The organism is Rhodococcus sp. IEGM 1366 (genome assembly GCF_033142425.1).
In the GTDB taxonomy this organism is placed as follows: Bacteria; Actinomycetota; Actinomycetes; order Mycobacteriales; family Mycobacteriaceae; genus Rhodococcus_F; species Rhodococcus_F globerula.
Genome location: NZ_JAWLRZ010000004.1, coordinates 462,984 through 486,005 on the forward strand (window position 1 = coordinate 462,984; position 23,022 = coordinate 486,005).

A 23,022-nucleotide genomic window follows, 5' to 3' on the forward strand; every position below is an offset into this window, starting at 1 on the left:
GGCCCGCAGTCGCGGGAACTGGAGTGCGTCCGGCTAGCGCCGTGATCGGGGGCTAGGCTGTTCGGCATGTCTGTGCGTACACCGTTGGTCCCCGGAACCGTCTCACCTGTCCTTGCTGTGCCCTCGAAGATCGAGCGGCCCGAGTACGCGTGGAAGCCGACAGCCAAGGAAGGCAACGAGCCTTGGGTCCAGACGCCGGAGACCATCGAGGCGATGCGCGTCGCGAGCAAGATCGCCGCGCGGGCGTTGCAGGAAGCGGGCAAGGCCGTTGCACCTGGCGTCACGACCGACGAGCTGGACCGCATTGCTCACGAGTACATGATCGATCACGGTGCGTACCCGTCGACGTTGGGCTACAAGAGCTTTCCCAAGTCCTGCTGCACCTCCCTCAACGAGGTGATCTGCCATGGAATCCCCGATTCCACGGTCATCCAGGACGGTGACATCGTCAACATCGACGTCACCGCTTACATCGGCGGCGTGCACGGCGACACCAACGCCACCTTCCTCGCCGGTGATGTATCCGAGGAGCATCGACTTCTTGTCGAGCGCACCCACGAAGCCACGATGCGGGCGATCAAGGCCGTCAAGCCGGGCCGCGCGCTCAACGTGATCGGTCGCGTCATCGAGTCTTATGCTCACCGATTCGGATACGGCGTCGTGCGTGATTTCACGGGCCACGGCATCGGCGAGACCTTCCACAACGGCCTCGTGATCCTGCACTACGACGAGCCCGGCGTCGAAACGATCATCGAACCCGGAATGGTCTTCACCATCGAACCGATGATCAACCTCGGTGGCATCGACTACGAAATCTGGGAAGACGACTGGACTGTGGTCACCAAGGACCGCAAGTGGACGGCTCAGTTCGAGCACACCCTGGTTGTCACCGACACCGGTGCCGAGATCCTGACTCTGCCTTGACCCTGCGCGGTGCCCTGCTCGTAGCGGGTACGACCTCCGACGCGGGCAAAAGTGTCCTTGTCGCCGGGTTGTGTCGGATGCTGGCGCGTCGCGGTGTACGCGTCGCGCCCTTCAAGGCGCAGAACATGTCCAACAACTCCGTCGTCACTCTCGACGGCGGGGAGATCGGCCGTGCTCAGGCACTTCAAGCCCGTGCCTGCGGTCTCGAACCGAGTGTGCGGTTCAACCCGGTACTGCTCAAGCCGGGAAGTGACCGGACATCGCAGCTGGTCGTTCGTGGCAAGGCGATGACAACTGTCGGTGCGCGGGACTACATGCAGCATCGTGCGTGGCTGCGCGGCGTCGTCGCGGAGGATCTGGCGTCTTTGCGCGGCGACTTCGACGTCGTGATTTGTGAGGGTGCCGGTTCACCGGCTGAAATCAATTTGCGGGCAACCGATCTCGCGAACATGGGGTTGGCGGAAGCGGCTTCCATACCGGTGATCGTGGTCGGCGACATCGACCGCGGTGGGGTGCTGGCTCATCTGTTCGGAACGGTCGCGGTTCTCTCGCCGAGTGATCAGGCCTTGATTGCCGGCTTTGTGATCAACAAATTCCGTGGTGACGTCGGGCTGCTCGAGCCCGGCCTCGAACAACTCCGCGAACTGACCGGACGCCCGACGCTGGGTGTCATCCCGTTTGCCGACGATCTGTGGCTCGACGCGGAGGATTCGCTGGGAGTCACCGGTAATGCACCGGTGGGTCGCCCCGGACAGCCCGTCGGTTCGGCGTGGTTGACGGTCGCGGCAGTTCGGTTGCCGCGCATTTCCAATTCGACGGACGTCGAAGCTCTCGCCTGCGAACCGGGGGTTGCGGTTTCGTGGGTCACCGACCCGGCACGTATCCGCGACGCAGACCTCGTGGTGATTCCAGGCAGCAAGTCCACCGTGAGTGATCTCGAGTGGTTGCGCAGCACGGGCCTGGCCGACGAGATCATCGCTCGAGCAGGCCGCGGGCAAGCCATCCTGGGAATCTGTGGTGGTTATCAGATGTTGGGCAGATCCATCGTCGACGACGTCGAATCAGGATCGGGCACTACTGCCGGACTCGGATTGCTCGAACTCGACATCGAATTCGCTTCGGACAAAGTGCTGGCTCAGGTCGACGGTCACTACGACGGTATTCCGGTGTCCGGGTACGAGATTCATCATGGACGGGTGATCCGCAACAACGATCTTCCGTTGTTGACCGCTGCCGACGGTTCGCCGGAAGGAAGTGTTCGAGGGTCGGTTCGCGGCACCCACTGGCATGGACTTCTGGAAAGCGACGCCTATCGCCGCACCTTCCTGACGGACATTGCCGGTGCGGGGTTTGTCGTGGCGCCGGATACCTCGGTGGCTGCGGTTCGTGAACAGCAACTCGACCTCCTTGCAGACCTCGTCGAGAAGTACCTGGATAAGGACGCACTCGAGGAACTGATCGGCGGGGGAGTGCCGAATGGATTGCCCGTCATCACCTCTCACGTGAATCGCGTCTGACGCGCGCTGATTGTTACGCGGTGATCGGGACAGCTGTTCCCGTCACGGCGATGCCGCCCTGTGTCGGAATATCGACGAGTAGGACGCTCGGCCGGCCGACGTGTCTGCCCTGGTGGATTGTGATGCGCCGAGGAGTGTCAGCGGGATCGAGTGCCCGCAGGTATCCGCCGGTGGAAGCCGCCGCAGATCCTGTTGCCGGGTCTTCGGTGATGTTGCCCGCGGGGAAGAGATTTCGGGCTTCGAAAGTGTTGGCGTCCAATTGATGGAGGAAGGTCACGGTTCCGGCCCAGCCTTGTGCGTCCATGAGTGTGCGCATTGCCGCGGGGTCGAAGGTGAACTGGTCGAAGGTCGATTTGTCACTGAGAACCACAATCGGATGGGTGTTTCCGGCATACGACAGCTGCGGCGGAAAGTTGGTGTCGATTGCTGACGAGTCGATGCCCACGAGGCCGAGCAGTGCAGTGAGCACGGCATGGTCGATGGGCGAGACTGCAGGTTCCACGCTGGTGAACGTTGCGAGAATGCCTGATGCTTCTGTTGTGGTCGTGATCGACACCGGCCCGACGGATGTCTCGAACGTGAAGGTTCCTGCGCCGTCGCGTTCGGTAAGCGCGACCGCGGTGGCAATGGTGGCGTGACCGCAAAACGGAATTTCCGCAATAGGGGAAAAGTATCGAATAACGTTGTGTTGCTTGTCTTCCTCGGATCCAGGCTTGGTGACAAATGCAGTCTCCGCGTATCCGATGTCCGTCGCGATGGCCTGCAACTCCGCGTCGCTCAGCCCCCGTGCGTCCAGCAACACTCCTGCGGGATTGCCGCCCGCGGGATCGGAGCTGAATGCGGTATATCGAAGGATATCGGGTGTGATGGCCATGAAACTATCGTCCCTCGTGGACGTGCCGGCAACAAATGGCCGGATGGTCGGAACTGGACTGCGAGCGTTTCGATCAGCCCGCGTAGCGCCAGCTGTAGGCGCACAGCAAGCCCCAGGTGGCCGCGAATCCAGCGACCTTGAGCCGCGTTGCGGTTCCGGGCAGCGTCGATCCGAAGATTGCGGCGTCACCGAGATCGGCTGCGGCTCGGAACGCGACAGCGCCGCGACGCGCCGGCCCGTACGGTGCCATGGCCAGCAGAAGTCCGCTGGCGACATCGCGCGCTCCAACCGCCCTGATCACGGTCGCTACTTCCGGTGCGATGCTGCCGTCAGCCTTGGTGAGTTTGCACGGCTTCGCAAGAATTCTCGGTGAGAGGACGAGGGCGGCGCTGTAAGCGGCGGTCAGGACACCGAGAGCTTGAGGGAGCAATCGCGCAGTGGGGATTGGCGTCATGATCTCTGCGTACCCACAATCCGTTGTCCTACCTCCGTCGCACATACCGTCTGTTTGTGCTGAGGACTCCCGCTGGACGCTCGTCGTCCGTGGATGGCATCAGGGGTCGGCCTTCAGTGTCATGTCCATGGTCACGGTCACAGCCCACATCTCGGTGGGGCCTGCGACTGCGGACGGACACTGCTCCAGAGCGACGCTGTCCACCAGCGTTTGCAGAACGAACCAACTGAATGAGGTTGTACTGGTGTCGACCATTGCCGACGTCGTCCCGGTGAGGATCACCGACACGCTGCCAGGGTCGGCTCCGACGGTGCAGGTGAGAGTGCTGCAGGTAGGCGTGTGGCGCAAAAGAGTGCTCGCTGCTTCGTCGACCGCGAGAACGAGGTCTGCGACAGCGTCGGCTGCAAGATCGTGGTGTCTGCCCCTCGACCGGACGAGAGCTCGCAGGACATGGAGCTGATCAGCGGTGGCGGCCACGGAAAGTGAAGGTAAGGGGAAAAACTCGTCGACAACCATGAGTGCTCCTACGATGCGTTGCGGTGTCGTGTCAGGAAGCAGCGGCGGCGGACCGTCCTGATGACTACCAGTGCGCGCATCAAAAGGTGCTCATTCCAGTGGCCTCCCGTCGAAACGATTCGGCAGGGACAGGCCAGATGCCGTCTGTAGTGCATTCGTAGCCGGATCGAATGCGGATGGGTCGGACGTGGGAAATATCAGGTGTCGAACTCGGCAGCAAGATCCCTGGCCTGCGTCAGCTTCGTCGCCGCCCGCTCCGCGGCTTCCTCGGCGGTGCGCCGAGCGGACTCGGCAAATCGGGACTCCTGCTCGGCCTGTGACAAAGCCTCTCGGAGATCGGAGACCTTCTGCGCCGCCTCGTTCACCCTCGCAGTAGCCGAGTCGAGTTCCGAAGTAGCCTGATGTGCAGCAGTTTCCGCGTCACTGACGCGAGCCTGGGCCTGTTTTCGCGCGGCCTCAGTCGGCTGTCCTTTCGGCTCGGCGTCGGAAGGCGCCGGTGCGGTCGGTTCAGGTACCGATGCGAGCGCGGCAGGGCCGAAGCCGCTGTACGACACTGAGCCCAGCATCCGGCCGCGACGTAGATCGGCGCCGATATCGGGTTCGGAGAGCGCCGCCGACAGTGACTGCCCGATCTCGCGCATCACTGTCTCCGACAGCGGGCGGCCACGATCTTGTGCCGCCGACGCGGCGCGGTCGGTCAGCGCTGAGATGACGGCCGCTCGCCGGGAAGCCAGAGACCGCAACTCTCCAGCGCGTAGGGCCTGTTGTGCGGATCGCAGTGCTGCCCCGAGTTCGAGCAAACGATCGACGCTTTCCGGCTCGACCCGAACGAGAAGGTTGAGAGCCCATCCCGTTGTCGTGGGTTTGCGCAGGGCATTCAGATTTTTCGCCAGCGTCGTATCGCCCAACTCCTTGGCGCGCGCGACTGCGGCGCGTCGCGCGCCGATGAATTCGGACGGGTCGAGTGCGTAGAGTTCGTCGGCTGTGCTGTCGAAGTCCACACATCATTGTTACACCGGGAACGCCGTGGCACCGCGATCGCCAACGGGAGTCGTACTCGGACTCGCTGGGCATACATCCGGTATGGGTCAGGTTATGAAACTCGTCGTTGTTGTCAGCGCCGTGATCGCAGTAGTCGGATCGTTCATCGGTTCGGGAGCCTGGATCGGCACGCCTATCGCGGAGGCAGCAGGAGGTGCACTGAGCGCTACGTCAACGCTGGTGGCACCGGCCGGGACTGCGTTCTCGATCTGGTCGGTTGTCTACGGCGGATTTCTCGCATACGCGATCTGGCAGTTCCTGCCGGGCAGAACGGTGCGTCACGAGGCCTTGCGTCCCGCGATAGCGGTGTCGATGCTCCTCAATGCTGCCTGGATTCTCTCGGTGCAGGCCGGATTGTTGTGGCTGAGCGTCGTGATTATCGCGAGTCTGCTGGCCGTGCTTGCGCGAGTGTTCGTGCTGCTTCAGCGACAGCGCCCGGAGAACGGGATCGACGCGGTGATCACGGACGGCACCATGGGTCTGTATCTCGGCTGGGTGTGCGTCGCAACCATTGCCAACGTCACCGCCTGGCTCGTCGATCTGGGTATCACGAGTGCCGCGACGACGTGGGCAGTCATTGTTCTCGCCGTCGCTGCCATGGTCGGAGTTGGCCTTGCGACCGGTTCGCGCGGCGCGATCGCGCCGTCGATCGGCATTGTGTGGGGACTGGCGTGGGTGGCGCAGGGCCGGCTGGGCGGCGAAGTGGCGAACACGGCAGTCGGTATCTCGGCAGTGCTTGCAGCCCTGCTGGTCGGTGTCTATACCGCCGGCGTCAGGCTCGAGCTGACCGGCGCGCACCCGGCGAAATGAATTTTTGATCCCGGTTGGTGAGAGAAGTCATCCCGAAGGGATTCCGGTTTACCTAGATTCATGAATCGAAGTATTTCTCCACCTAGAAGTAATTCTCTACGTAAAGAAGAGGCATTCTGTGAAGATCCTGATTGTTGGCGGAACTGGCATGATCGGTGCCCACACGGCACTTCACCTTCGCGACATGGGAAACGACGTCACCGTCGCGGCGCGTAATCCACTCGCCGATGACTCGCCTGTGCGAGATTTCCCGGTCCTGCTCGGTGACTACACGGAACAAACTTTCACGGCGGATCAACTGGCACCGTTCGACGCGATCGTCTTTGCCGCCGGTCAGGACGTGCGACACATGGGCCGCGGCGTCGATGAGGCGGAATTCTGGGAGAAGACACAGTCCGGTGGGGTGCCGCGGTTCGCGGCCCTGGCCAAAGAGGCTGGTGTTGCCCGGTTCGTCCAGGTGGGAAGCTACTACCACCATCTGCGTCCCGAATTGGCAGAGACGATGCCGTACATCGCTGCGCGAAAGGCTGCCGACGAAGGAGCACGGGCGTTGGCCGACGAGACCTTCAATGTCTCGACGCTGAACCCACCCTCAATTCTCGGCGTCATCAGTGGAACGTCTGCCAAGCGTTACCGCAAGATGTTCTCGTGGGCTGCGGGCAACGAGGCACAGATTCCTGATTTCGCTCCGGCCGGCGGCACCAATTTCATGTCGGTGCGGTCTTTGGCGGAAGCGATCTGGGGCGCGCTGCAACACGCGGAATCCGGCAAGGCATATCTGATCGGCGACCAGAATCTCACCTACCAGCAGTATTTCCAGTTGCTGGTTGCTGCAGCAGGCGGCGACCGGGAGATCGGCGAACGCAATGAGGAGCACCCGATCCTTCCGGACAGCTTCATCGTCCAGGGGCGCGGCAATGTGATCTCCTACGAGCCGTCTGACGCCGACACCGCGCTGCTCGGCTACACCCGGAACGACTGTGCGCGAGCACTTACCGAGATGCACGAGACAGTGAAGGAAGCCGTCGACGCACGCTGACGTCGTGGCCCGCTGTCCTTTTGGTGATCCTGTTTCGGTGTGTCGCCGAGCCCACGCCAGTGGACAGCGGGCCGGCCGGCCCAGCGAGCCAGGCCGCGGCTTGCGGCCGCGCTACGCGCCGCTACCGCGATCCTCGTCTTCAGTCCTCGTCAGGGTAGTTCCAGTCGAACACAACCTTCGCGGGCGGAATCGCCTCCGCGACGCGAAGCTGCAACGACTTCTCGAAGGTGGGACGCCACTTGTAGAAACCGCTGAAAATTACGGGATGCTGTGACACGACGTGCACGTCACGGGTCCCTTCGGGATTTTCTCGCCGTGAGATGACCACCTCACGTTCGAGCCGATTTTCCTCAACTACCTGCTCGAACAATGTGTAGATCGCGTCGGCGTCTGCCGGCGTGAGGCCATACACACCAAAACGGACATCGATATTCACAGACATCCGACAACTGTAGGTTGAGGTTCACCCGACAGTTGCATTGAGGCGACGGATGTTCGGCTCGGGTGCACGCGATTCCGTTGTCCCGCACACCAACGCCTCTGTCAGGTCAGGTTTTCGGATCCGGGTTTTGGTTGCGGCTGGTGTGCCCCTGGCCGGAATCGCTTGGTGCGGCGTCGTCTGGCGGGGCCGGGGTGCCGGGCGAGTTGCCTTCCGCTGTCGGAGTTGGGGTCGCAACCTCATCGGGTGTTTCTCCGATGGCTGGACCGCTCGCAGTGCTTGTCTCGGCGTTGTGGTGGCTAGCTTTTTTGGCAAGGTCGCCGACCTTGTGTTGCACCTGCGGTGCCTTCTCCTTGACGGTTTCCGCCACTTCGCTCACTTTTTCCTGGACAGTCGGGTTGTGCCACAGTTCGAGGGACTGGTCCCTCATCTTTTCGTAGGTTTGTCGTCCGGATCTGGTGCCCACGACGAATCCCGCAGCGGCGCCCGCTATGAAGATCAGTGCTTTCTGCATGACGTCTCCTGTTGTCGTCCGGCATGGAACGAGGTGGACGAGTTGTCACTGATCGCTCGTCCACCCACGAATACCCGTCAACAAGCCTGCTAACCGCGCGAGCGGCGGTATGACGGAGCGTCTTAACGATCAGCGTTGTCTTCCAAGGACATTGCGCGCGCGGAGTGGCCATCGCTGGTGATGTGAGCTTCGGCGCGCATCCGGTCGACCATGTGTGGGTAGTGAAGTTCGAACGCGGGGCGTTCTGATCGAATTCTGGGAAGTTCGGTGAAATTGTGCCGGGGCGGGGGACAACTGGTTGCCCACTCGAGGGAGTTTCCGAATCCCCACGGATCGTCGACCGTGACCACTTCGCCATATCGGTAGCTCTTGAAGACGTTCCACACGAACGGCAACGTGGATGCACCAAGAACGAACGCGAAGAGCGTGGATACGGAATTCAGCATCGTGAACCCGTCGGAAGGTAGGTAGTCGGCGTACCTGCGCGGCATTCCTTCTGCGCCCAGCCAGTGCTGCACAAGGAATGTGCCGTGGAATCCGACAAACGTGGTCCAGAAATGCCAGACGCCGAGCCGGTCGTCCAGCATCCGGCCGGTCATCTTCGGGAACCAGAAGTAAATGCCGGCAAACGTCGCGAACACGATTGTGCCGAACAGAACGTAGTGGAAGTGCGCGACGACAAAATAGCTGTCCGTGACGTGGAAGTCGAGTGGTGGGCTCGCGAGGATGATGCCAGTCAATCCGCCGAACAGAAACGTGACCAAGAAGCCGAGGGAAAACAGCATGGGTGACTCGAAAGTCAACTGTCCCTTCCACATTGTGCCGATCCAGTTGAAGAACTTGACTCCGGTGGGCACCGCGATCAGGAAGGTCATGAAGGAGAAGAAGGGCAATAGAACGGCGCCGGTGGCAAACATGTGGTGTGCCCAGACGGCGATGGACAGCGCCGCAATGGCGAGAGTGGCGTAGACCAGGCCGTTGTAGCCGAAGATCGGTTTGCGGCTGAAGACCGGCAATATCTCCGAAATGATGCCGAAGAAGGGGAGGGCCACGATATAGACCTCGGGGTGGCCGAAGAACCAGAACAAATGCTGCCACAGGATGGCTCCGCCGTTGCTCGCGTCGTAGACGTGTGCGCCGAGGTTTCGGTCGGCGAGGAGTGCCATCAGTGCTGCAGTCAGGATCGGAAAGGCGATCAGGATCAGTATCGACGTGATGAAGATGTTCCAGGTGAAGATCGGCATGCGGAACATCGTCATTCCCGGCGCGCGGAGGCAGATCACGGTGGTGATCATGTTGACCGCTCCGAGAATGGTTCCGACTCCGGCCAATGTAAGACCGGTAATCCAGAGGTTGGCTCCGGCGCCGGGTGAGAACGTGTCGGTGGACAACGGCGCGTACGCAGTCCAACCGAAATCGGCCGCGCCGCCAGGGGTGACGAACCCACTGATCGTAGTAATCGCGCCGAACAGGTAGAGCCAGTAACTGAGGGCGTTCAATCGGGGAAACGCGACGTCAGGTGCTCCGATCTGCAGCGGCAGTATGTAGTTCGCGAAGCCGAAGACGATCGGGGTCGCGTACAGCAGAAGCATGATGGTGCCATGCATCGTGAACAGTTGGTTGTATTGCTCGTTTGACAGGAACTGCATTCCTGGAACAGCTGTCTCGGCACGCATCATCAACGCCATCACGCCGCCGATCAAGAAGTAGGCGAACGACGTGAACAGATACATCAAGCCGAGTTTCTTCGGATCTGTGGTCGTCAACGTGTCGAGAAGCGCCTGGCCCTTCCGCAGGCGGCGTGGGGGATACGGCCGTCGGCCTACGAGGGCGCGGACTGGTACTGCGGTCATCAGGTCTCCCATCGCACGTATGGAAGCGCGACTGCAAGAGTTGTTACCCGTACTTGAAGCTGGCGAAACAGCGCTGAACTATCTCGGATGGTGTGGATTCTCGGCGGATCCCGGTGCGGAACAATATCCATTCCTGCGTCGTTGTCCGGGCTATGAGCGACGATACGGAAGTCCGGGACGCACTCTTCGAGCTTGTTGCCAATGGGAAACAGGGTGTTTTGGCAACCATCAAGCGGGACGGCAGGCCGCAGCTGTCCAACATCATTTACCGCTGGAATTCCGAGTCGCGAACGGCGTCGATCTCGATTACGGCGGACCGCGTCAAGAGTAAGAATGCCGAGCGTGACCCGCGGGTGTCACTGCATGTGAGCGCTCCGGATTTCTGGAGCTATGCGGTTATCGAAGGTATTTCGGAGTTGACCCCGCCAGCTGTTGATCCGCACGACGAGGTGGTCGACGCGCTAGTCGAACTCTATCGAGACATCAGTGGCAATGAGCATCCCGACTGGGAGGACTACCGGCGCGCGATGGTGGCGGAACGCCGCCAGATCCTGAGTGTGCGAGCAGATCATGTGTATGGCATGTCGGACACCCGTTAATAACGTTACGAGATACTATGTAATGGTGAATTCCGAGACTCCACGCGCCGGCCGACCGCGCGACCCGGGCAAGGACCAAGCTGTGCTGGTTGCAGCGCGCCGCCTCCTGGCCGAAGTTGGCTACCAGCAGACGACGATTGCCGCTATCGCCCGGTCAGCAGAAGTGAATACGCCGGCTATCTACCGCCGATGGCCGACTCGCGAAGCATTGATCGAAGAAGCTGTGCACGGGACCGGAGGCCATCCGCTGCCCGAAGTGTCCGGAGACCTCCGAACCGACCTTGCGACGTGGGTGCGAATCTTCCTGGTTCGAGCTGCGCGACCTGCGGCCAGGGCCGGTGTTCCGGGACTGCTCGCGGACCCTCAAAGTGAGGACGCCCGGCAGCGATTGCTGGCCATCGGCGCGCCGGTTCGCAAGGCCTTTCAAGAGATGTTGGACGGTGCCGCCGAGCGGGGAGAAATCCCGGCCGACGTCGACGCGACGTTCCTGTTCGACCTACTCTCGGGCGCCACCACTATGCGTGGTCTCACGCGTGGCGCCGAGGACGAGGACCGTTTCGTCGATTCACTTGCAGGTTCGCTGTTTGTGTTGGCAGTGCATGCAAGCGAGACGATCGGTCTGAAAGCAGGGCACGAATGAAGATCGATCTCCAGTTGGATTCACGTCCCGAAGACTCGGCAGCGCGCGCGAAGGAACTTGTTGCGCTGGGCGCCGACGGTCTTTTCACGTTCGAGGGCGCACACGACGTTTTTGTCCCGCTCGTCGCAGCGTCAGGTGTGGTCGAGGCGGAGCTCATGACCAATGTGGCGATCGCGTTGCCCCGCAGTCCGTTGCACCTCGCTCATGTTGCAAACGACTTACAGGCATTGAGCCGCGGTCGATTCCGGCTCGGTTTGGGTTCGCAGATCCGTCCCCATATCGAGCGACGCTACGGTAGCGAGTGGTCGCGGCCGGCCGCACGAATGCGGGAAGCAGTACTTGCGATCAAAGCGATCTTCACTGCGTGGGAAGAGCGTTCGCCCCTGGATTTCGTGGGCGAGTTCACCCAGCACACGCTCATGCCACCAACGTTCGATCCTGGACCTAATCCGTACGGTCCGCCGGAAATCTGTCTGGGGGCGTTGGGGCCCTTGATGACTCGGGCCGCTGCGGAAGTGGCAGACGGGTTGCTTGTCATGCCCTTCAACAGTGCACGTCATTTTCGCGAGCGGACCATGCCCGCGATCGAGGAGGGGCTCGAACTCGGCGGGCGTACCAGGGTAGATCTTGCGATCTACCCGCAGGTGCTGGTTGGTGTCGGGCGGACCGCAGACGAACTCGCCGACGCCGAGCGCGGGGTCCGGAGTCTGCTCGGGTTCTACGGTTCCACGCCGGCGTATCGGCCGGTGTTGGAGGTCGACGGCTGGGAAGATGTTCAGCCCGAACTCAACTCGCTCTCCAAGCGGCGCGAGTTTGCTGCAATGACGGACCTGATCGATCGAGACATGATGAACACGCTTGCAGTGGTGGGTACCCCCGAGGAATGTGCGGCGAAGATCATCGCGCGATTCGGCGACCACGCTGAGCGCGTGTGCTGCTACTTTCCTGGATACTCGGTATCTGATTCCCATGTTGCGGAGATGATTTCGGCGCTCGGGACAGTGCGATGACAAGCGGGGTGCTGGTGGAGGTGGACGGCGGCGTAGCCGTAGTCACCCTCGACCGGCCGGAACGACGCAACGCGTTCACCGGGGCGATGGGTCGAGCACTGGGTGAGGCGTACCGGAATCTTGACGCCGACGACGGCGTTCGTGCCATCGTGCTGACCGGTGCGCCGCCGGCATTCTGTGCGGGCGCAGATCTAGAGGGAGGCGCGGACACGTTCGATGCGCCTGTCGGTGACGGCTTTTCGGCATCGCCGATCAATCCACCGGCCTTCGATTTGCGTAAGCCCGTGATCGCGGCGGTGAACGGACACGCGATAGGTATCGGACTGACTATCGCGATGCAAACAGACATCCGGATTTTTGCCACCGATGCCAAGTATGCGATTCCGCAGGTTCGCCGGGGAGTGTTGCCCGACGCGATGTCACATTGGACCGTTCCGCGCATCGCCGGTATGGCGGTTGCTGCCGATATCCTGTTGACCGGTCGCACATTTGACGGTGCGGAAGCTGTTCGGCTGGGACTCGCGAGCCGTTGCCTACCCGCAGACGACGTGTTGCCCGCCGCCCTGGACATCGCTCGGGATATCGCGGTGAACGTTGCACCCATGTCGGTTGCGCTGTCCAAACGTCTCTTGTGGCAGTCGGCCAGACACGGCTACGGTCCCGAGCGGGTAGCGGACCTCGAGACAGAGTTGCACTTGCGTGTGATGGGCGCACCCGACTCGTCCGAGGGGGTTCGCGCCTACCTGGAACGGCGTGACCCACACTGGGTCTCACGGCTGTCAACCGACTGGCAGGAGATTGCTCCGCAATGACTCAGTGTGGGGTCAGGCCGTGCTAGGTGTGCTCCAACAATTGCTCGAGGCGGCGGCTACAGAATGCGGTGATGTCCGCGTGCTCACCGAGTTGTAGGTGCGTGGACAGTCGCAGTAGCGGAACCGACAACAGCACCGCAGCGAGCACCTCGTTGAACAACAGGTTCCGGACCGGCCATCCTGTCAGTTCCTCGTAGCGGGCGATCGTCTGCTCCCGGGTCGGTGTGCCAGGCAGAGATGGGTGACCCTCGAACTCGCTGCAGGCCCAGTCGAGGAACAGCATCCACGCCAGGTCGGCTTCGTGATCACCCAGATACGCCATTTCCCAGTCGAGCACACCGGCAACGGAATGGTCCGGGCTGTAGAGGATGTTCGACATGCGCGCATCGCCCCAACACAACGTGACATGTTCGGGCTCGTAGATATTCGCGCGGAGCCACGACAGTGCCTTCTCCATTACCGGCGACAGACTCGGCGCTGCCCAACGCACGGCCCAGTCGAGATAGTTCACGGCCTGCTCGATCGGTCTGTCCCCGAACCTCGGCATGGAGAGAAAGTCGAGGCGAAGCTCGCCGGGGTCGAGTTGATGGATCTGGGCCATCGTCTCGACGCAGCCCCACCACATCCGCGCCCGACTCTGCTCGTCGGCCTCGAAGTAGTTTCCGGCGGTGTGATACGACGGAAAATCGCTGGGAGCCTCGGCATTTCCGATGCGTTCCATGACGTAGTACGGCCCGCCGAGAGCATTGTCGTCGTTGTCTATCCAGAGCATCCGGGGGACAGGCAGATCGGTGCCGGCAAGTCGCTTCGACACCAAATACTGGCGTCGTAGGTCGTAGTCGGGAAACAGGGAGATCTCGGGTGGGCGTCGGAACACGAAGCCCGCCCCCGAATTTTCGGACCCTTCCAGCTCGAACAGGTATGTCTCGGTCGAGAACCCGCGCTCGGTGCGTTGCCAGGCGACGATCTTCGCTTCCTGTGCGCCTGGAATCTGTTCGCGAACAACGGGTTCCAGGGTCGATGCCAGGGCTTCCGCGCCGACACGTTCAGTCATTGTGTGCGTCCGTCCGGTTTGCCGACCAGTCCGTGTACCCGTACCGGGGGTTCACACCCATGAAAACCATCTCGACCAGTCCGTGCCCGATCTTGTCACCCATCCGAACCTCGCACAGTGTTTCGCTGAGCATGCTCACTTGGCGGATCTCGTCGAGGTTGGTGATGTCCACTGTGAAGCTGTCGCTGAAGTCCTTGCCGCGGTACATGCCCGAGGCGTAACCGCGGTATTCGTCGTAACCGGCGAGTCCCGGCCAGAAATCACACACCGGATTCACTTCGATGACGTCGGTGGTTCGGTCGGCGCGATGCACGGTGAAGGTACCGGATTTCACGACGCGCAGATCGTCACGGAACTTCAGGTCGTGTTCGACGTCGATGATGGGCAATGCGTCCTTGCCGCAGTCGATCGGGAAGAGCACCTCGCCCTCGAACTGCCAACGCGCTCCCGTGCTCGTTTCGCGCTGCGCGAAATGCACTACCTCGTCGTCGAATTGGAAGATCCCCATGTAGTACAGGACTCCCTCCGGAACCTCCGACGGCTGCAGGTTCGCGCCCTCCGACAGGCTGCCGCCCCCGCCGCCGTGGCGAACGCCCCACGAGTGGTCACGACCGAACCACCAGTTGTCCGGATCGATCTCGATGCGCTCGCCGTCGATCTCGATCCAGCCGGTGATCGTGCCGTTCTGGTAGAAGCGACGGGCGTCCTCGCGCACTCTGCCACGGGTGCGGTGGAATGCTGCCGTCTGCTCGTAGACCGGAAAGTCGCCGGAGAAATCGAGTTGCAGGCTCAGTCCGTGCTCGTTCGACTCGACGGTCGAGCGAACCTTGCGCAGCGGTTCGACGATCTCGTAGGTGTACGGCCCGACGCTCCAGGCCGCAAGAGCGCCGGTCTGCGGGTTCAGTTCGGTCGACAGACGAACCACGCGAGCCTCCTCGCCCTTGCGCGTGACCATCGCGTAGGCGTCGAGGACGTTGCGGTTCGGGTATTTGGCCAGGCCGGTCATGACGGAGACCTCGCCGGTTTTGTCGAACCCGTACATCACGATGCGTTCGGTCCAACGCAGGTCGCTTTGCGAGACGTGGTCGAGTGTCGTGGGTAGTTGGTGGATGAGCAGTTCGTCGTGCGGAGTGATCACTGCGGGCCCCTTCGTGGTGGATGGATGTTTTCAATCTATTACGGAGCGCATCGCAACGTAATAGTTTTCGGCAAATATATCTCCGGTAATGTCCGCGGATGTGGATGAACGCAGAGATCGTCGAACCGGTACCGCTGGCGTGGGGAGGCCCCGCGATCCTCAGGTAGACCTGGCCGTTCTCGCCGCCACCCGGGAATTGCTCGTAGAGCTCGGATACCAGAAAACCACCATCACGGCGATCGCCCGACGAGCGAACCTGGGCACGGCAGCGATCTATCGGCGCTGGGCAACTCGCGAATCGATTATCGAAGAAGCGGTGTTCGGCATGCAGAATGGTGCATTGCCCGCGACTACCTCGAACTTGCGCGAGGACATACTGATCTGGACGCGATGGTTCCTCACGCAAGTGGCGGAACCGGCAACTCGCGCAGCCATTCCGGGCTTACTCTCTGCATATCAACAAGAGGAAGGCGCTTACCAGCGACTGGTTCTCAGTTCCGAGTATCCCGCCCGACTGGCACTCCTCGAGCGGGTGCGCGCCGAGTACCCGGAGCGGTCCGAGGCGGACGTTGCCGCCGCCACCGATGTCGCCTTCGATTTCCTCGTTGCGGCCACGATTGTCCGCGGACTCACCAGTGGACTCACCGACGCCGACGCTTTCTGCACCCGAACCGCCGCATCATTGGCGCTGCTGATCACCTCTACGCGCAGCGATATCAACGCCGAGTAATTGCATTCAGGCTAGGTAAGGGATTCGACCCTGCGCGTCGGTCGGCCCGTTGGTTCCGCTCGGATACTGCGCCGGAGGATAACGGCCACCGAGACGTCTGTGGCAACAATCCGGAATCAATTCGAGCTCGAAACCATTCGGTTGGCGTCAATTCCAACTATTTTCGCGAAAGTCTTGGATCAGTCCAGAAATCCGCGTCATAGTAGTGGGGTGTCCTCGACGCCGGACTTTCCAGCACAACTGCGTGACGCAGAGCTCCGTGTGACCCGACCACGGGTTGCGGTGCTCGAAGCGCTGCATGCGCGTCCACATGCCCCGACGGATTCGATTTTCGATGCTGTGCGGGCGGTTCTACCGGGAGTGTCTCGCCAAGCGGTGTACGACGTACTGCATGCGTTGACCTCAGTGGGAATCGTGCGGCGGATTCAGCCTTCCGGTTCAGTGGCTCTCTACGAGTTGAGGGTTGGTGACAACCATCATCACGTCGTCTGCCGATCGTGCCGGACGGTGTCGGACGTCGATTGCGCAGTTGGCGAGGCACCTTGTCTGACGCCACCGGATTACGACGGCTTCGAGTTCGTCGAAGTCGAAGTTGTCTTCTGGGGGATGTGCCCCGACTGCGTGGCATCACAGAGTTCGCGATCACACCCGTGATCGGAGTCGGATCTATTTGTTCATGGAGGGATTAACGTGTCCGATAGTTGCCCGATGGCCCCTGAAGGAAAGTCGCAGGGGGGAAGCGAAAGTGAAAATCCCGCGATCTCGGCTCCGACGCCCACGGCGCATCGTCCGATGACAAACCAGGACTGGTGGCCGAACCAGCCAAACCTTTCGGTGTTGCGTGTTCATTCGCCCAAATCCAACCCTTTGGGTTCGGACTTCGATTACGCGGCGGAGTTCGCGAAACTCGACGTCGACGCTCTCAAGCGCGACGTCATCGACTTGATGACAACGTCGCAGGACTGGTGGCCCGCAGACTACGGTCACTACGGTGGTCTGTTCATTCGGATGAGTTGGCACGCCGCGGGTACCTACCGCATCGCGGACGGACGCGGCGGTGGAGGTCAAGGCGCACAACGGTTTGCGCCGCTGAACAGTTGGCCGGACAACGCAAGCCTCGACAAGGCTCGCCGCTTGCTGTGGCCCGTCAAGCAGAAATACGGCAAGCAGATCTCGTGGGCCGACCTTCTGGTTTTTGCCGGCAACTGCGCCTTGGAGTCCATGGGGTTCAAGACCTTTGGCTTCGGGTTCGGTCGCGAGGACATCTGGGAGCCGGAGGAAATGTACTGGGGCCCGGAGGACTCGTGGCTCGGAGACGAGCGGTACAGCGGCGATCGTGAGCTGTCCGGTCCGCTCGGCGCAGTGCAGATGGGTTTGATCTACGTGAACCCGGAGGGACCGAACGGGCAGCCCGATCCGGTCGCCGCTGCTCGCGATATCCGCGAAACCTTTGCGCGCATGGCGATGAACGACGTCGAGACAGCGGCGCTGATCGCCGGCGGACACACCTTCGGTAAGACTCATGGGGCCGGCCCCGCCGATCTCGTCGGGCCCGAACCCGAAGGCGCTCCGATCGAACAGCAAGGCTTGGGCTGGAAGAGTTCCTTCGGCACTGGCGTGGGGAAGGACGCGATCACCAGCGGCCTCGAGGTCGTGTGGACGAATACGCCGACGCAGTGGGACAACTCGTTCCTGGAAATTCTCTACGGCTACGAGTGGGAACTGACCAAGAGCCCCGCTGACGCGTGGCAGTGGACGCCCAAGGACGGCGCCGGCGCCGGCACGATCCCGGACCCGTTCGATTCGTCGGTGAAGCGTTCTCCGACCATGCTGACCACGGACCTGTCGCTGCGGCTCGATCCTGCATACGAGAAGATCACGCGCCGTTGGCTCGATCACCCGGACGAATTTGCCGAGGAGTTCGCCAAGGCCTGGTACAAGCTGCTGCACCGAGACATGGGACCGGTGACTCGCTATCTCGGTCCGTGGATTCCGGAACCGCAGCTGTGGCAGGATCCCGTTCCCAACGCCGCTGCCCCGGTGATCGGTGATACGGATATTGCTGCCCTCAAGAGCAAGGTACTGGAGTCCGGGCTGTCGATCTCGCAGTTGGTGTCTACCGCCTGGGCGTCGGCGGCGAGTTTCCGTGGCACCGATATGCGCGGCGGCGCAAACGGAGCCCGGATTCGCCTCGAGCCGCAGAAGAGTTGGGAGGCAAACAGTCCCGCCGAGTTGTCGACGGTATTGATTGCACTCGAGCAGATCCAGCAGGACTTCAATTCCCAGTCCGGCGGAGCGAAGGTCTCGCTTGCCGATCTGATTGTTCTGGCAGGAACCGCGGCGGTCGAGAAGGCCGCCAAGGACGCCGGCCACGAAGTCTCTGTCTCGTTCACCCCCGGTCGGGCGGACGCGTCGCAGGAACAGACGGACGTGGAGTCCTTTGCGGTTCTCGAACCCCGGGCAGACGGATTCAGGAACTACCTGCGCGGCGGGGAGAAGATTCCGGCCGAAATCCTGCTTGTCGACCGGGCATACATGTTGACGTTGACCCCGCCGGAGATGACGGTGCTGGTCGGCGGCCTTCGCGGGCTGAACGCCAACGTCGGGGGTACCGCCCACGGTGTGCTGACCGATCGGCCGCAGGCGTTGACCAACGACTTCTTCGTCAATCTCCTCGACATGGGTACGGAGTGGAAGCCGTCCACGTCGTCGGAGAACGTCTACGAGGGTCGTGACCGGGCAACCGGTGACGTCAAATACTCTGCCACTGCCGTCGATCTTGTCTTCGGATCGAACTCGGAACTGCGTGCTCTCGCAGAGGTATACGCAAGTGCGGACGCACAGCAGAAGTTCGTGGAGGACTTCGCGAGCGCGTGGACCAAGGTGATGGAACTCGATCGGTTCGACCTCGACTGATCGCCGCCCTGCTGAATACGTAAGGCCCACCCGGCAATCAATTGCCGGGTGGGCCTTACGTATTCGTTCAGGGAGTCACAATCGCAAATGCCGGATCGGGACTGTCGAGTAGCCCGAGGAGCCGCTGTATCGTCGCCGGGTCGCCGGAATGCTCGATACCGTCCAGTCCGCCGCCGGCCAGCAACCCGAGCAACTGGGCTTTGGTCAACGTGAGGGTGAGATCGGCGGTTGCCTTGGTCCGCGGGTTGGGTGTCTGTATCAGCGCGCCATTGGAGAGGGTCATGCGGACTTTTGTGTCGAGATCGGTGAAAATCCACTCGATGCAGAGCTTTTCACCCCCGGCGCGGGGCCCGTTGACGCGGATGGCGAGTGTGTCGAAGAGTTGCTCCACCGTCAGTGCCGCTGCCATTCCGGTGCCGAGATCGATGGGTGGTGGGGTGATTTCGCCGCGCAGTTCCTTCGCTCCGGTGAGGTAGAAACCGCGCCAGGTCGGATTTTCGGCGCCGTAGCCGAGCGTGGTGTAGAGATCTGCGAGAGCGTTTCTCGCTTCCGTGTTGTCTGGTTCGGCAAATACCGCGTGCTTGAGCAGTTCGGCCGCGAACCGCGTGTCACCGGCATCGATGTAGCCGCGCGCCTTGTCGAGCACTGCCGGTACGCCACCGATCACGTCGACGTAGCGGGCCGCCAACTGCTCCGGCGGGTGCTGCCAGAGTGAGCTGGGATGACCGTCGAACCAGCCCATGTATCGCTGGTAGATCGCTTTGACGTTGTGACTGACCGATCCGTAGTAACCGCGCACGTGCCAGGCGTCGTCGAGCGACGCGGGAAGCGTGATCGCCTCGGCGATTTCGCTGCCGGTCAGTCCGATGTTGACCATCCGCAACGTCTGATCGTGCAGGTACGCGTACATATCCCGCTGCTCTGTCAGGAACTGCACGATGTTCTCGGATCCCCATGTGGGCCAATGGTGTGACGCGAATACGACGTCGGAATCCGGCGCGAACAATTCGACAGCCTCGTCGAGGTAATGGGACCAGATGCGTGGGTCACGTACCAGCGCGCCCCGAAGTGTGAGGATGTTGTGCAGGTTGTGCGTGGCGTTTTCGGCGACGCACAATGCGCGGCTGCCCGGAAAGTGGAAGTTCATCTCCGACGGCGCTTCGGTGCCCGGCGTGATCTGGAAGACGATCCGCACTCCGTCGACGGTTTCCTCCTGCCCGGTACGGGTGATGTCGACAGTTGGGGGGATCAGACCCACCGATCCACCGGATGTCTGAATGCCGAGTCCGAGACTGGCTTGGCCCTCTGGTCCGACGTCCAATGTGTAGCCATATTGGTAGTTCGCGCGACGGTTCATTGCCGTTCCCGCATAGACGTTTTCCGATACCGCGTGTTCGAGAAATCCTTCGGGCGCGATGATCGGCACGTCGCCGGCGCCGTCCGGCAGAACTCCCATCACGCCGCCGAAATGGTCTGCGTGTGAATGGGTATAGATCAAGCCGGTGACCGGACGGTCACCGCGGTGCTCGCGGTAGAGCGCAAGACCTGCGGCAGCGCACTCGGCGGAGATCATCGGGTCGATCACGATGACGCCGGTATCGCCCTCGACGATCGTCATGTTGGAAATATCGAACCCGCGGATCTGATAGATCCCGTCGGTGACCTCGAAGAGTCCGTTCTTGACGCAGAGCTGCGCCTGACGAAACAGGCTCGGATGAACTGTTTCCGGGCACGGTTCGTCGAGATAGCTGTAGCCGGACAGATCGAAAACGATCCGTCCGTCGGCGTTCTTGATGGTAAGCGGTTCTAGCGTGGCGATGAAGCCCCGCTCGGCGTTGTCGAAATCCGTGCGATCGGAGTAATCCAGCGCCATATCGATGCAGCTCCCTCGAAGAGTCGATGATCCCGTCCTCACATGGTCGAATTCCGCACTGCTCGGCGCATCATCCGCGGCGGGTGAATCGAGTGGCACCGAACGCCACTGAACGCCTCGTGCCGACTCGCCGTCGCAGGCAGATCAGCCGGAGGTCTCACTTTTGTGCGGCAATAGTTTTCGAGTTCGTGCGCACGCGGGCCTTGTCGCCGCTGGGGCCAAACAGGTGCAGGATCTCGACAACCTGGTCATCTGCCGGGCCGAACCAATGGGGTTCCGCGGTGTCGAACTCCGCTACTTCTCCTGGCCGGAGGACAACCTCGTGCTCGCCGAGAATCAGGCGTAGGTCGCCGGCGAGAACGTACAGCCACTCGTATCCGGCATGTGTGACGAGTTTCGGCGGGCGAGGCCCGATCACCTGCTTGAAGACCTGAACCCGGCCCGGGTAGCGCGTCAACGGCACTACAGCGCTCCCGTTTCGGCGACGACTCGGTGTGAGGTGGACTCTGGGGTCCCCGGTGGCGGGCGCCCCAACGAGTTGGTCCAGAGCCACACGGTGGGTTCGGGCAAGAGGCACAAGCAAATCGAGGGTAGGACGACGCTTGCCCGACTCGAGTCGGGACAGTGCGCTGACGGAGATACCGGTGGCGTCGGACAGAGCTTCGAGGGTCATGTCGCGATCGCGACGAAGTGCCCGCAATCTCGGTCCGATATCGCTGAGCATCTTCTCCAGTTCGGTATCCATGTGCTCATCTTTGCAGTTTCCGCAAATTCCCTACCGAGTTTGCCTGCCCGGTTGCGACGATCCTTTCGACAGGCGACCACAGCATCAGCACAAAGGGAGTCCAACGATGAAACCTCCGAGCGGAATCGATAGACCGCAGGCGATCGGAACGCATGCCCGACGGCGGTGGGGCGTCCTGGCAATCTGCTGCACGAGTTTGTTCGTGGTCGGATTGGACACCACCATCGTCAATGTCGCGCTGCCGACGATCGGGGCAAGTTTCCACGTCGGCATCCCTGGTCTCGAATGGGTCGTCAACGCATACACACTCGTTCTGGCGGGCTTACTGATCTCGTCCGGAGCCCTGGCCGACAGGTTCGGCCGTAGACGCGTGTTCCAGATCGGACTGGTCGTGTTCGGAATCGCGTCGATTGCGTGCGCACTTGCGCCGTCAGTAGGCGTGCTGATCGCCGCGAGAATTGCACAGGGCGTTGGCGGTTCGATGTTGAGTCCGGTCGCGCTCGCAATCGTGGTCAACGTGATGACCGACCCGAAGGAGCGAGCCAGGGCGATCGGCGTGTGGGCGGCGGTCTTCGGTCTGAGTATGGCCGTCGGGCCGATTGTCGGTGGAGTGCTCATCGAGAGCTTCGGTTGGCGCTCCGTGTTCTGGGTCAACGTCCCGGTGATCGTGATTGTTCTGGTGTTGACTGCCGTGTTCGTGCCGGAATCGCGCGCTCCGCAGGCGCGAAGGCTCGACCTGCCGGGACAAATACTGTTGGTCGCTGTTGTGGGCGGTGCGGTGGCGCTGCTCATCGAGGGCCCACGAATCGGATGGACGTCACCCGGTGCGGTGGTCGGTTGCATCGCAGTCGCGCTAGCTCTGGCTTCGTTCATTGCTGTCGAATCGAGAAAAGCCGAACCACTCGTCGACCCTGCACTGTTTCGGCACAGACCGTTTTCCGCGGCGGTTCTCGGCGCAGTTGTGGTGTTCGTGGCATTGAACGCGACGCTGCTGCTCGGCACGCTCTACCTGCAACAAGCGCGCGGCATGACCCCGGCCGCCGCGGGCGTCGTGATTCTCCCGATGGCCGTTGCAGCAACCGTGTGCGCACCGTTGTCGGGGATTCTGGTCGGACGCGCCGGGCCGCGGTTACCGCTGCTGATCGCGGGAAGTTTCACCGCGTTGGGCGGCCTGTGTCTAGTATCGCTCGACAACAACACCGGACTTTCGACTGTGCTTGTCGCCTACCTGTTTCTCGGTATCGGGTTCGGTTTCTCGAATGCCCCCATCACCAACACTGCTGTCAGCGGACTGCCTCAATCGCAAGCCGGACTCGCTGGTGGAATCACATCCAGTGCAAGACAGTTCGGCGCTGCTCTCGGCGTCGCACTGGCCGGTGGCTTTGTCGCGAACACTGTCGAGTCGGACGTCGCGCAGGCATCACACGCGGGGTGGATGCTTGTTGTCGGGTGTGGGTTGGTTGTTCTTGCCATCGCGTGTGTATCGGCTCAGCCGACTCGGTTCACCCAGCAAGGGTGATTCCA

General features: G+C 61.8%; 23 protein-coding genes. 12 read left to right on the forward strand and 11 right to left on the reverse strand.

The genetic code is table 11. The features are described from left to right. Positions 1–66 precede the first annotated feature (66 nt). Positions 67–924: a type I methionyl aminopeptidase gene (map, locus tag R4P64_RS14860; protein WP_033234952.1), complete on the forward strand. Its 858-nt coding sequence runs from the start codon at positions 67–69 to the stop codon at positions 922–924. Positions 925–926: 2 nt separating this feature from the next. Continuing rightward, on the forward strand, positions 927–2,441 hold the full coding sequence (locus R4P64_RS14865; protein ID WP_317540652.1) for a cobyric acid synthase: 1,515 nt from the start codon (positions 927–929) through the stop codon (positions 2,439–2,441). A 13-nt stretch (positions 2,442–2,454) separates the two neighbouring features. On the opposite strand, the gene R4P64_RS14870 is transcribed toward R4P64_RS14865, so the two are convergent. From R4P64_RS14870 to R4P64_RS14885, 4 genes are all read right to left on the reverse strand, one after another. After that, on the reverse strand, positions 2,455–3,315 hold the full coding sequence (locus R4P64_RS14870) for a PhzF family phenazine biosynthesis protein (RefSeq protein ID WP_317821433.1): 861 nt from the start codon (positions 3,313–3,315) through the stop codon (positions 2,455–2,457). A gap of 73 nt (positions 3,316–3,388) precedes the next feature. Continuing rightward, positions 3,389–3,769 carry a hypothetical protein gene (locus R4P64_RS14875; RefSeq protein WP_033234950.1) on the reverse strand — a complete coding sequence of 127 codons (381 nt, stop codon included), beginning with the start codon at positions 3,767–3,769 and terminating at the stop codon, positions 3,389–3,391. A gap of 99 nt (positions 3,770–3,868) precedes the next feature. Beyond that, entirely contained in the window at positions 3,869–4,285 is a 417-nt protein-coding gene (locus R4P64_RS14880; RefSeq protein WP_317821436.1) for a hypothetical protein, read from the reverse strand. A gap of 197 nt (positions 4,286–4,482) precedes the next feature. Then, on the reverse strand, positions 4,483–5,286 hold the full coding sequence (locus tag R4P64_RS14885; protein ID WP_317821438.1) for a hypothetical protein: 804 nt from the start codon (positions 5,284–5,286) through the stop codon (positions 4,483–4,485). Between the two features lie 94 nt (positions 5,287–5,380). Between R4P64_RS14885 and R4P64_RS14890 the strand changes: the two genes are divergently transcribed. Both R4P64_RS14890 and R4P64_RS14895 read left to right on the forward strand, forming a co-directional pair. After that, positions 5,381–6,136: a tryptophan-rich sensory protein gene (locus tag R4P64_RS14890; protein ID WP_045067938.1), complete on the forward strand. Its 756-nt coding sequence runs from the start codon at positions 5,381–5,383 to the stop codon at positions 6,134–6,136. Between the two features lie 118 nt (positions 6,137–6,254). Beyond that, on the forward strand, positions 6,255–7,175 hold the full coding sequence (locus R4P64_RS14895) for an NAD-dependent epimerase/dehydratase family protein (protein WP_033234948.1): 921 nt from the start codon (positions 6,255–6,257) through the stop codon (positions 7,173–7,175). Between the two features lie 139 nt (positions 7,176–7,314). On the opposite strand, the gene R4P64_RS14900 is transcribed toward R4P64_RS14895, so the two are convergent. From R4P64_RS14900 to ctaD, 3 genes are all read right to left on the reverse strand, one after another. Continuing rightward, positions 7,315–7,617, reverse strand: a complete 303-nt coding sequence (locus R4P64_RS14900; protein ID WP_317821440.1) for a hypothetical protein — start codon at positions 7,615–7,617, stop codon at positions 7,315–7,317. Between the two features lie 106 nt (positions 7,618–7,723). Then, on the reverse strand, positions 7,724–8,128 hold the full coding sequence (locus tag R4P64_RS14905) for a YtxH domain-containing protein (protein ID WP_317821442.1): 405 nt from the start codon (positions 8,126–8,128) through the stop codon (positions 7,724–7,726). Between the two features lie 122 nt (positions 8,129–8,250). Beyond that, complete coding sequence (gene ctaD / locus R4P64_RS14910) at positions 8,251–9,981, reverse strand: cytochrome c oxidase subunit I (RefSeq protein ID WP_317821444.1); 1,731 nt, start codon at positions 9,979–9,981, stop codon at positions 8,251–8,253. A gap of 152 nt (positions 9,982–10,133) precedes the next feature. Between ctaD and R4P64_RS14915 the strand changes: the two genes are divergently transcribed. From R4P64_RS14915 to R4P64_RS14930, 4 genes are read left to right on the forward strand one after another with little or no spacing between them, the layout of a single operon-like run. Next, positions 10,134–10,580 (forward strand): PPOX class F420-dependent oxidoreductase, encoded by a 447-nt coding sequence (locus R4P64_RS14915; RefSeq protein ID WP_317821445.1) that lies wholly within the window; start codon positions 10,134–10,136, stop codon positions 10,578–10,580. Positions 10,581–10,605: 25 nt separating this feature from the next. Next, positions 10,606–11,220 (forward strand): TetR/AcrR family transcriptional regulator, encoded by a 615-nt coding sequence (locus tag R4P64_RS14920; RefSeq protein ID WP_317821446.1) that lies wholly within the window; start codon positions 10,606–10,608, stop codon positions 11,218–11,220. Then, positions 11,217–12,230, forward strand: coding sequence for a TIGR03617 family F420-dependent LLM class oxidoreductase (locus R4P64_RS14925; protein WP_317821448.1), 1,014 nt, complete (start codon positions 11,217–11,219; stop codon positions 12,228–12,230). The genes R4P64_RS14920 and R4P64_RS14925 overlap by 4 nt, the downstream gene beginning before the upstream one ends. Beyond that, positions 12,227–13,042 carry an enoyl-CoA hydratase/isomerase family protein gene (locus R4P64_RS14930; protein ID WP_317540595.1) on the forward strand — a complete coding sequence of 272 codons (816 nt, stop codon included), beginning with the start codon at positions 12,227–12,229 and terminating at the stop codon, positions 13,040–13,042. Before R4P64_RS14925 ends, R4P64_RS14930 begins: the two co-directional genes overlap by 4 nt. A 22-nt stretch (positions 13,043–13,064) precedes the next feature. On the opposite strand, the gene R4P64_RS14935 is transcribed toward R4P64_RS14930, so the two are convergent. Both R4P64_RS14935 and R4P64_RS14940 read right to left on the reverse strand, forming a co-directional pair. Next, positions 13,065–14,096, reverse strand: coding sequence for a phosphotransferase family protein (locus R4P64_RS14935; RefSeq protein ID WP_317821451.1), 1,032 nt, complete (start codon positions 14,094–14,096; stop codon positions 13,065–13,067). Continuing rightward, positions 14,089–15,234 carry a hypothetical protein gene (locus R4P64_RS14940; RefSeq protein WP_317821453.1) on the reverse strand — a complete coding sequence of 382 codons (1,146 nt, stop codon included), beginning with the start codon at positions 15,232–15,234 and terminating at the stop codon, positions 14,089–14,091. Before R4P64_RS14940 ends, R4P64_RS14935 begins: the two co-directional genes overlap by 8 nt. A 100-nt stretch (positions 15,235–15,334) precedes the next feature. Here R4P64_RS14940 and R4P64_RS14945 point away from each other — a divergent pair, with 100 nt between their 5' ends. The 3 genes from R4P64_RS14945 to katG all read left to right on the forward strand — a co-directional run bounded on the left by R4P64_RS14945 (position 15,335) and on the right by katG (position 18,880). Further along, positions 15,335–15,964 (forward strand): helix-turn-helix domain-containing protein, encoded by a 630-nt coding sequence (locus R4P64_RS14945; RefSeq protein WP_317540592.1) that lies wholly within the window; start codon positions 15,335–15,337, stop codon positions 15,962–15,964. A gap of 210 nt (positions 15,965–16,174) precedes the next feature. Further along, entirely contained in the window at positions 16,175–16,618 is a 444-nt protein-coding gene (locus R4P64_RS14950) for a Fur family transcriptional regulator (protein ID WP_045067939.1), read from the forward strand. 54 nt (positions 16,619–16,672) lie between these two features. Next, a complete protein-coding gene (gene katG, locus R4P64_RS14955; protein ID WP_317821457.1) occupies positions 16,673–18,880 on the forward strand; it encodes a catalase/peroxidase HPI in 2,208 nt (735 codons plus the stop codon). A 67-nt stretch (positions 18,881–18,947) separates the two neighbouring features. Here the strand turns inward: katG and R4P64_RS14960 are convergent, their stop codons facing one another. Both R4P64_RS14960 and R4P64_RS14965 read right to left on the reverse strand, forming a co-directional pair. Further along, positions 18,948–20,753, reverse strand: coding sequence for an alkyl/aryl-sulfatase (locus R4P64_RS14960; protein WP_045067256.1), 1,806 nt, complete (start codon positions 20,751–20,753; stop codon positions 18,948–18,950). Positions 20,754–20,910: 157 nt separating this feature from the next. Further along, positions 20,911–21,498 carry a helix-turn-helix domain-containing protein gene (locus R4P64_RS14965; protein WP_045067257.1) on the reverse strand — a complete coding sequence of 196 codons (588 nt, stop codon included), beginning with the start codon at positions 21,496–21,498 and terminating at the stop codon, positions 20,911–20,913. Between the two features lie 106 nt (positions 21,499–21,604). Here R4P64_RS14965 and R4P64_RS14970 point away from each other — a divergent pair, with 106 nt between their 5' ends. Then, a complete protein-coding gene (locus tag R4P64_RS14970) occupies positions 21,605–23,017 on the forward strand; it encodes an MFS transporter (RefSeq protein ID WP_317821460.1) in 1,413 nt (470 codons plus the stop codon). Positions 23,018–23,022: the final 5 nt, after the last annotated feature.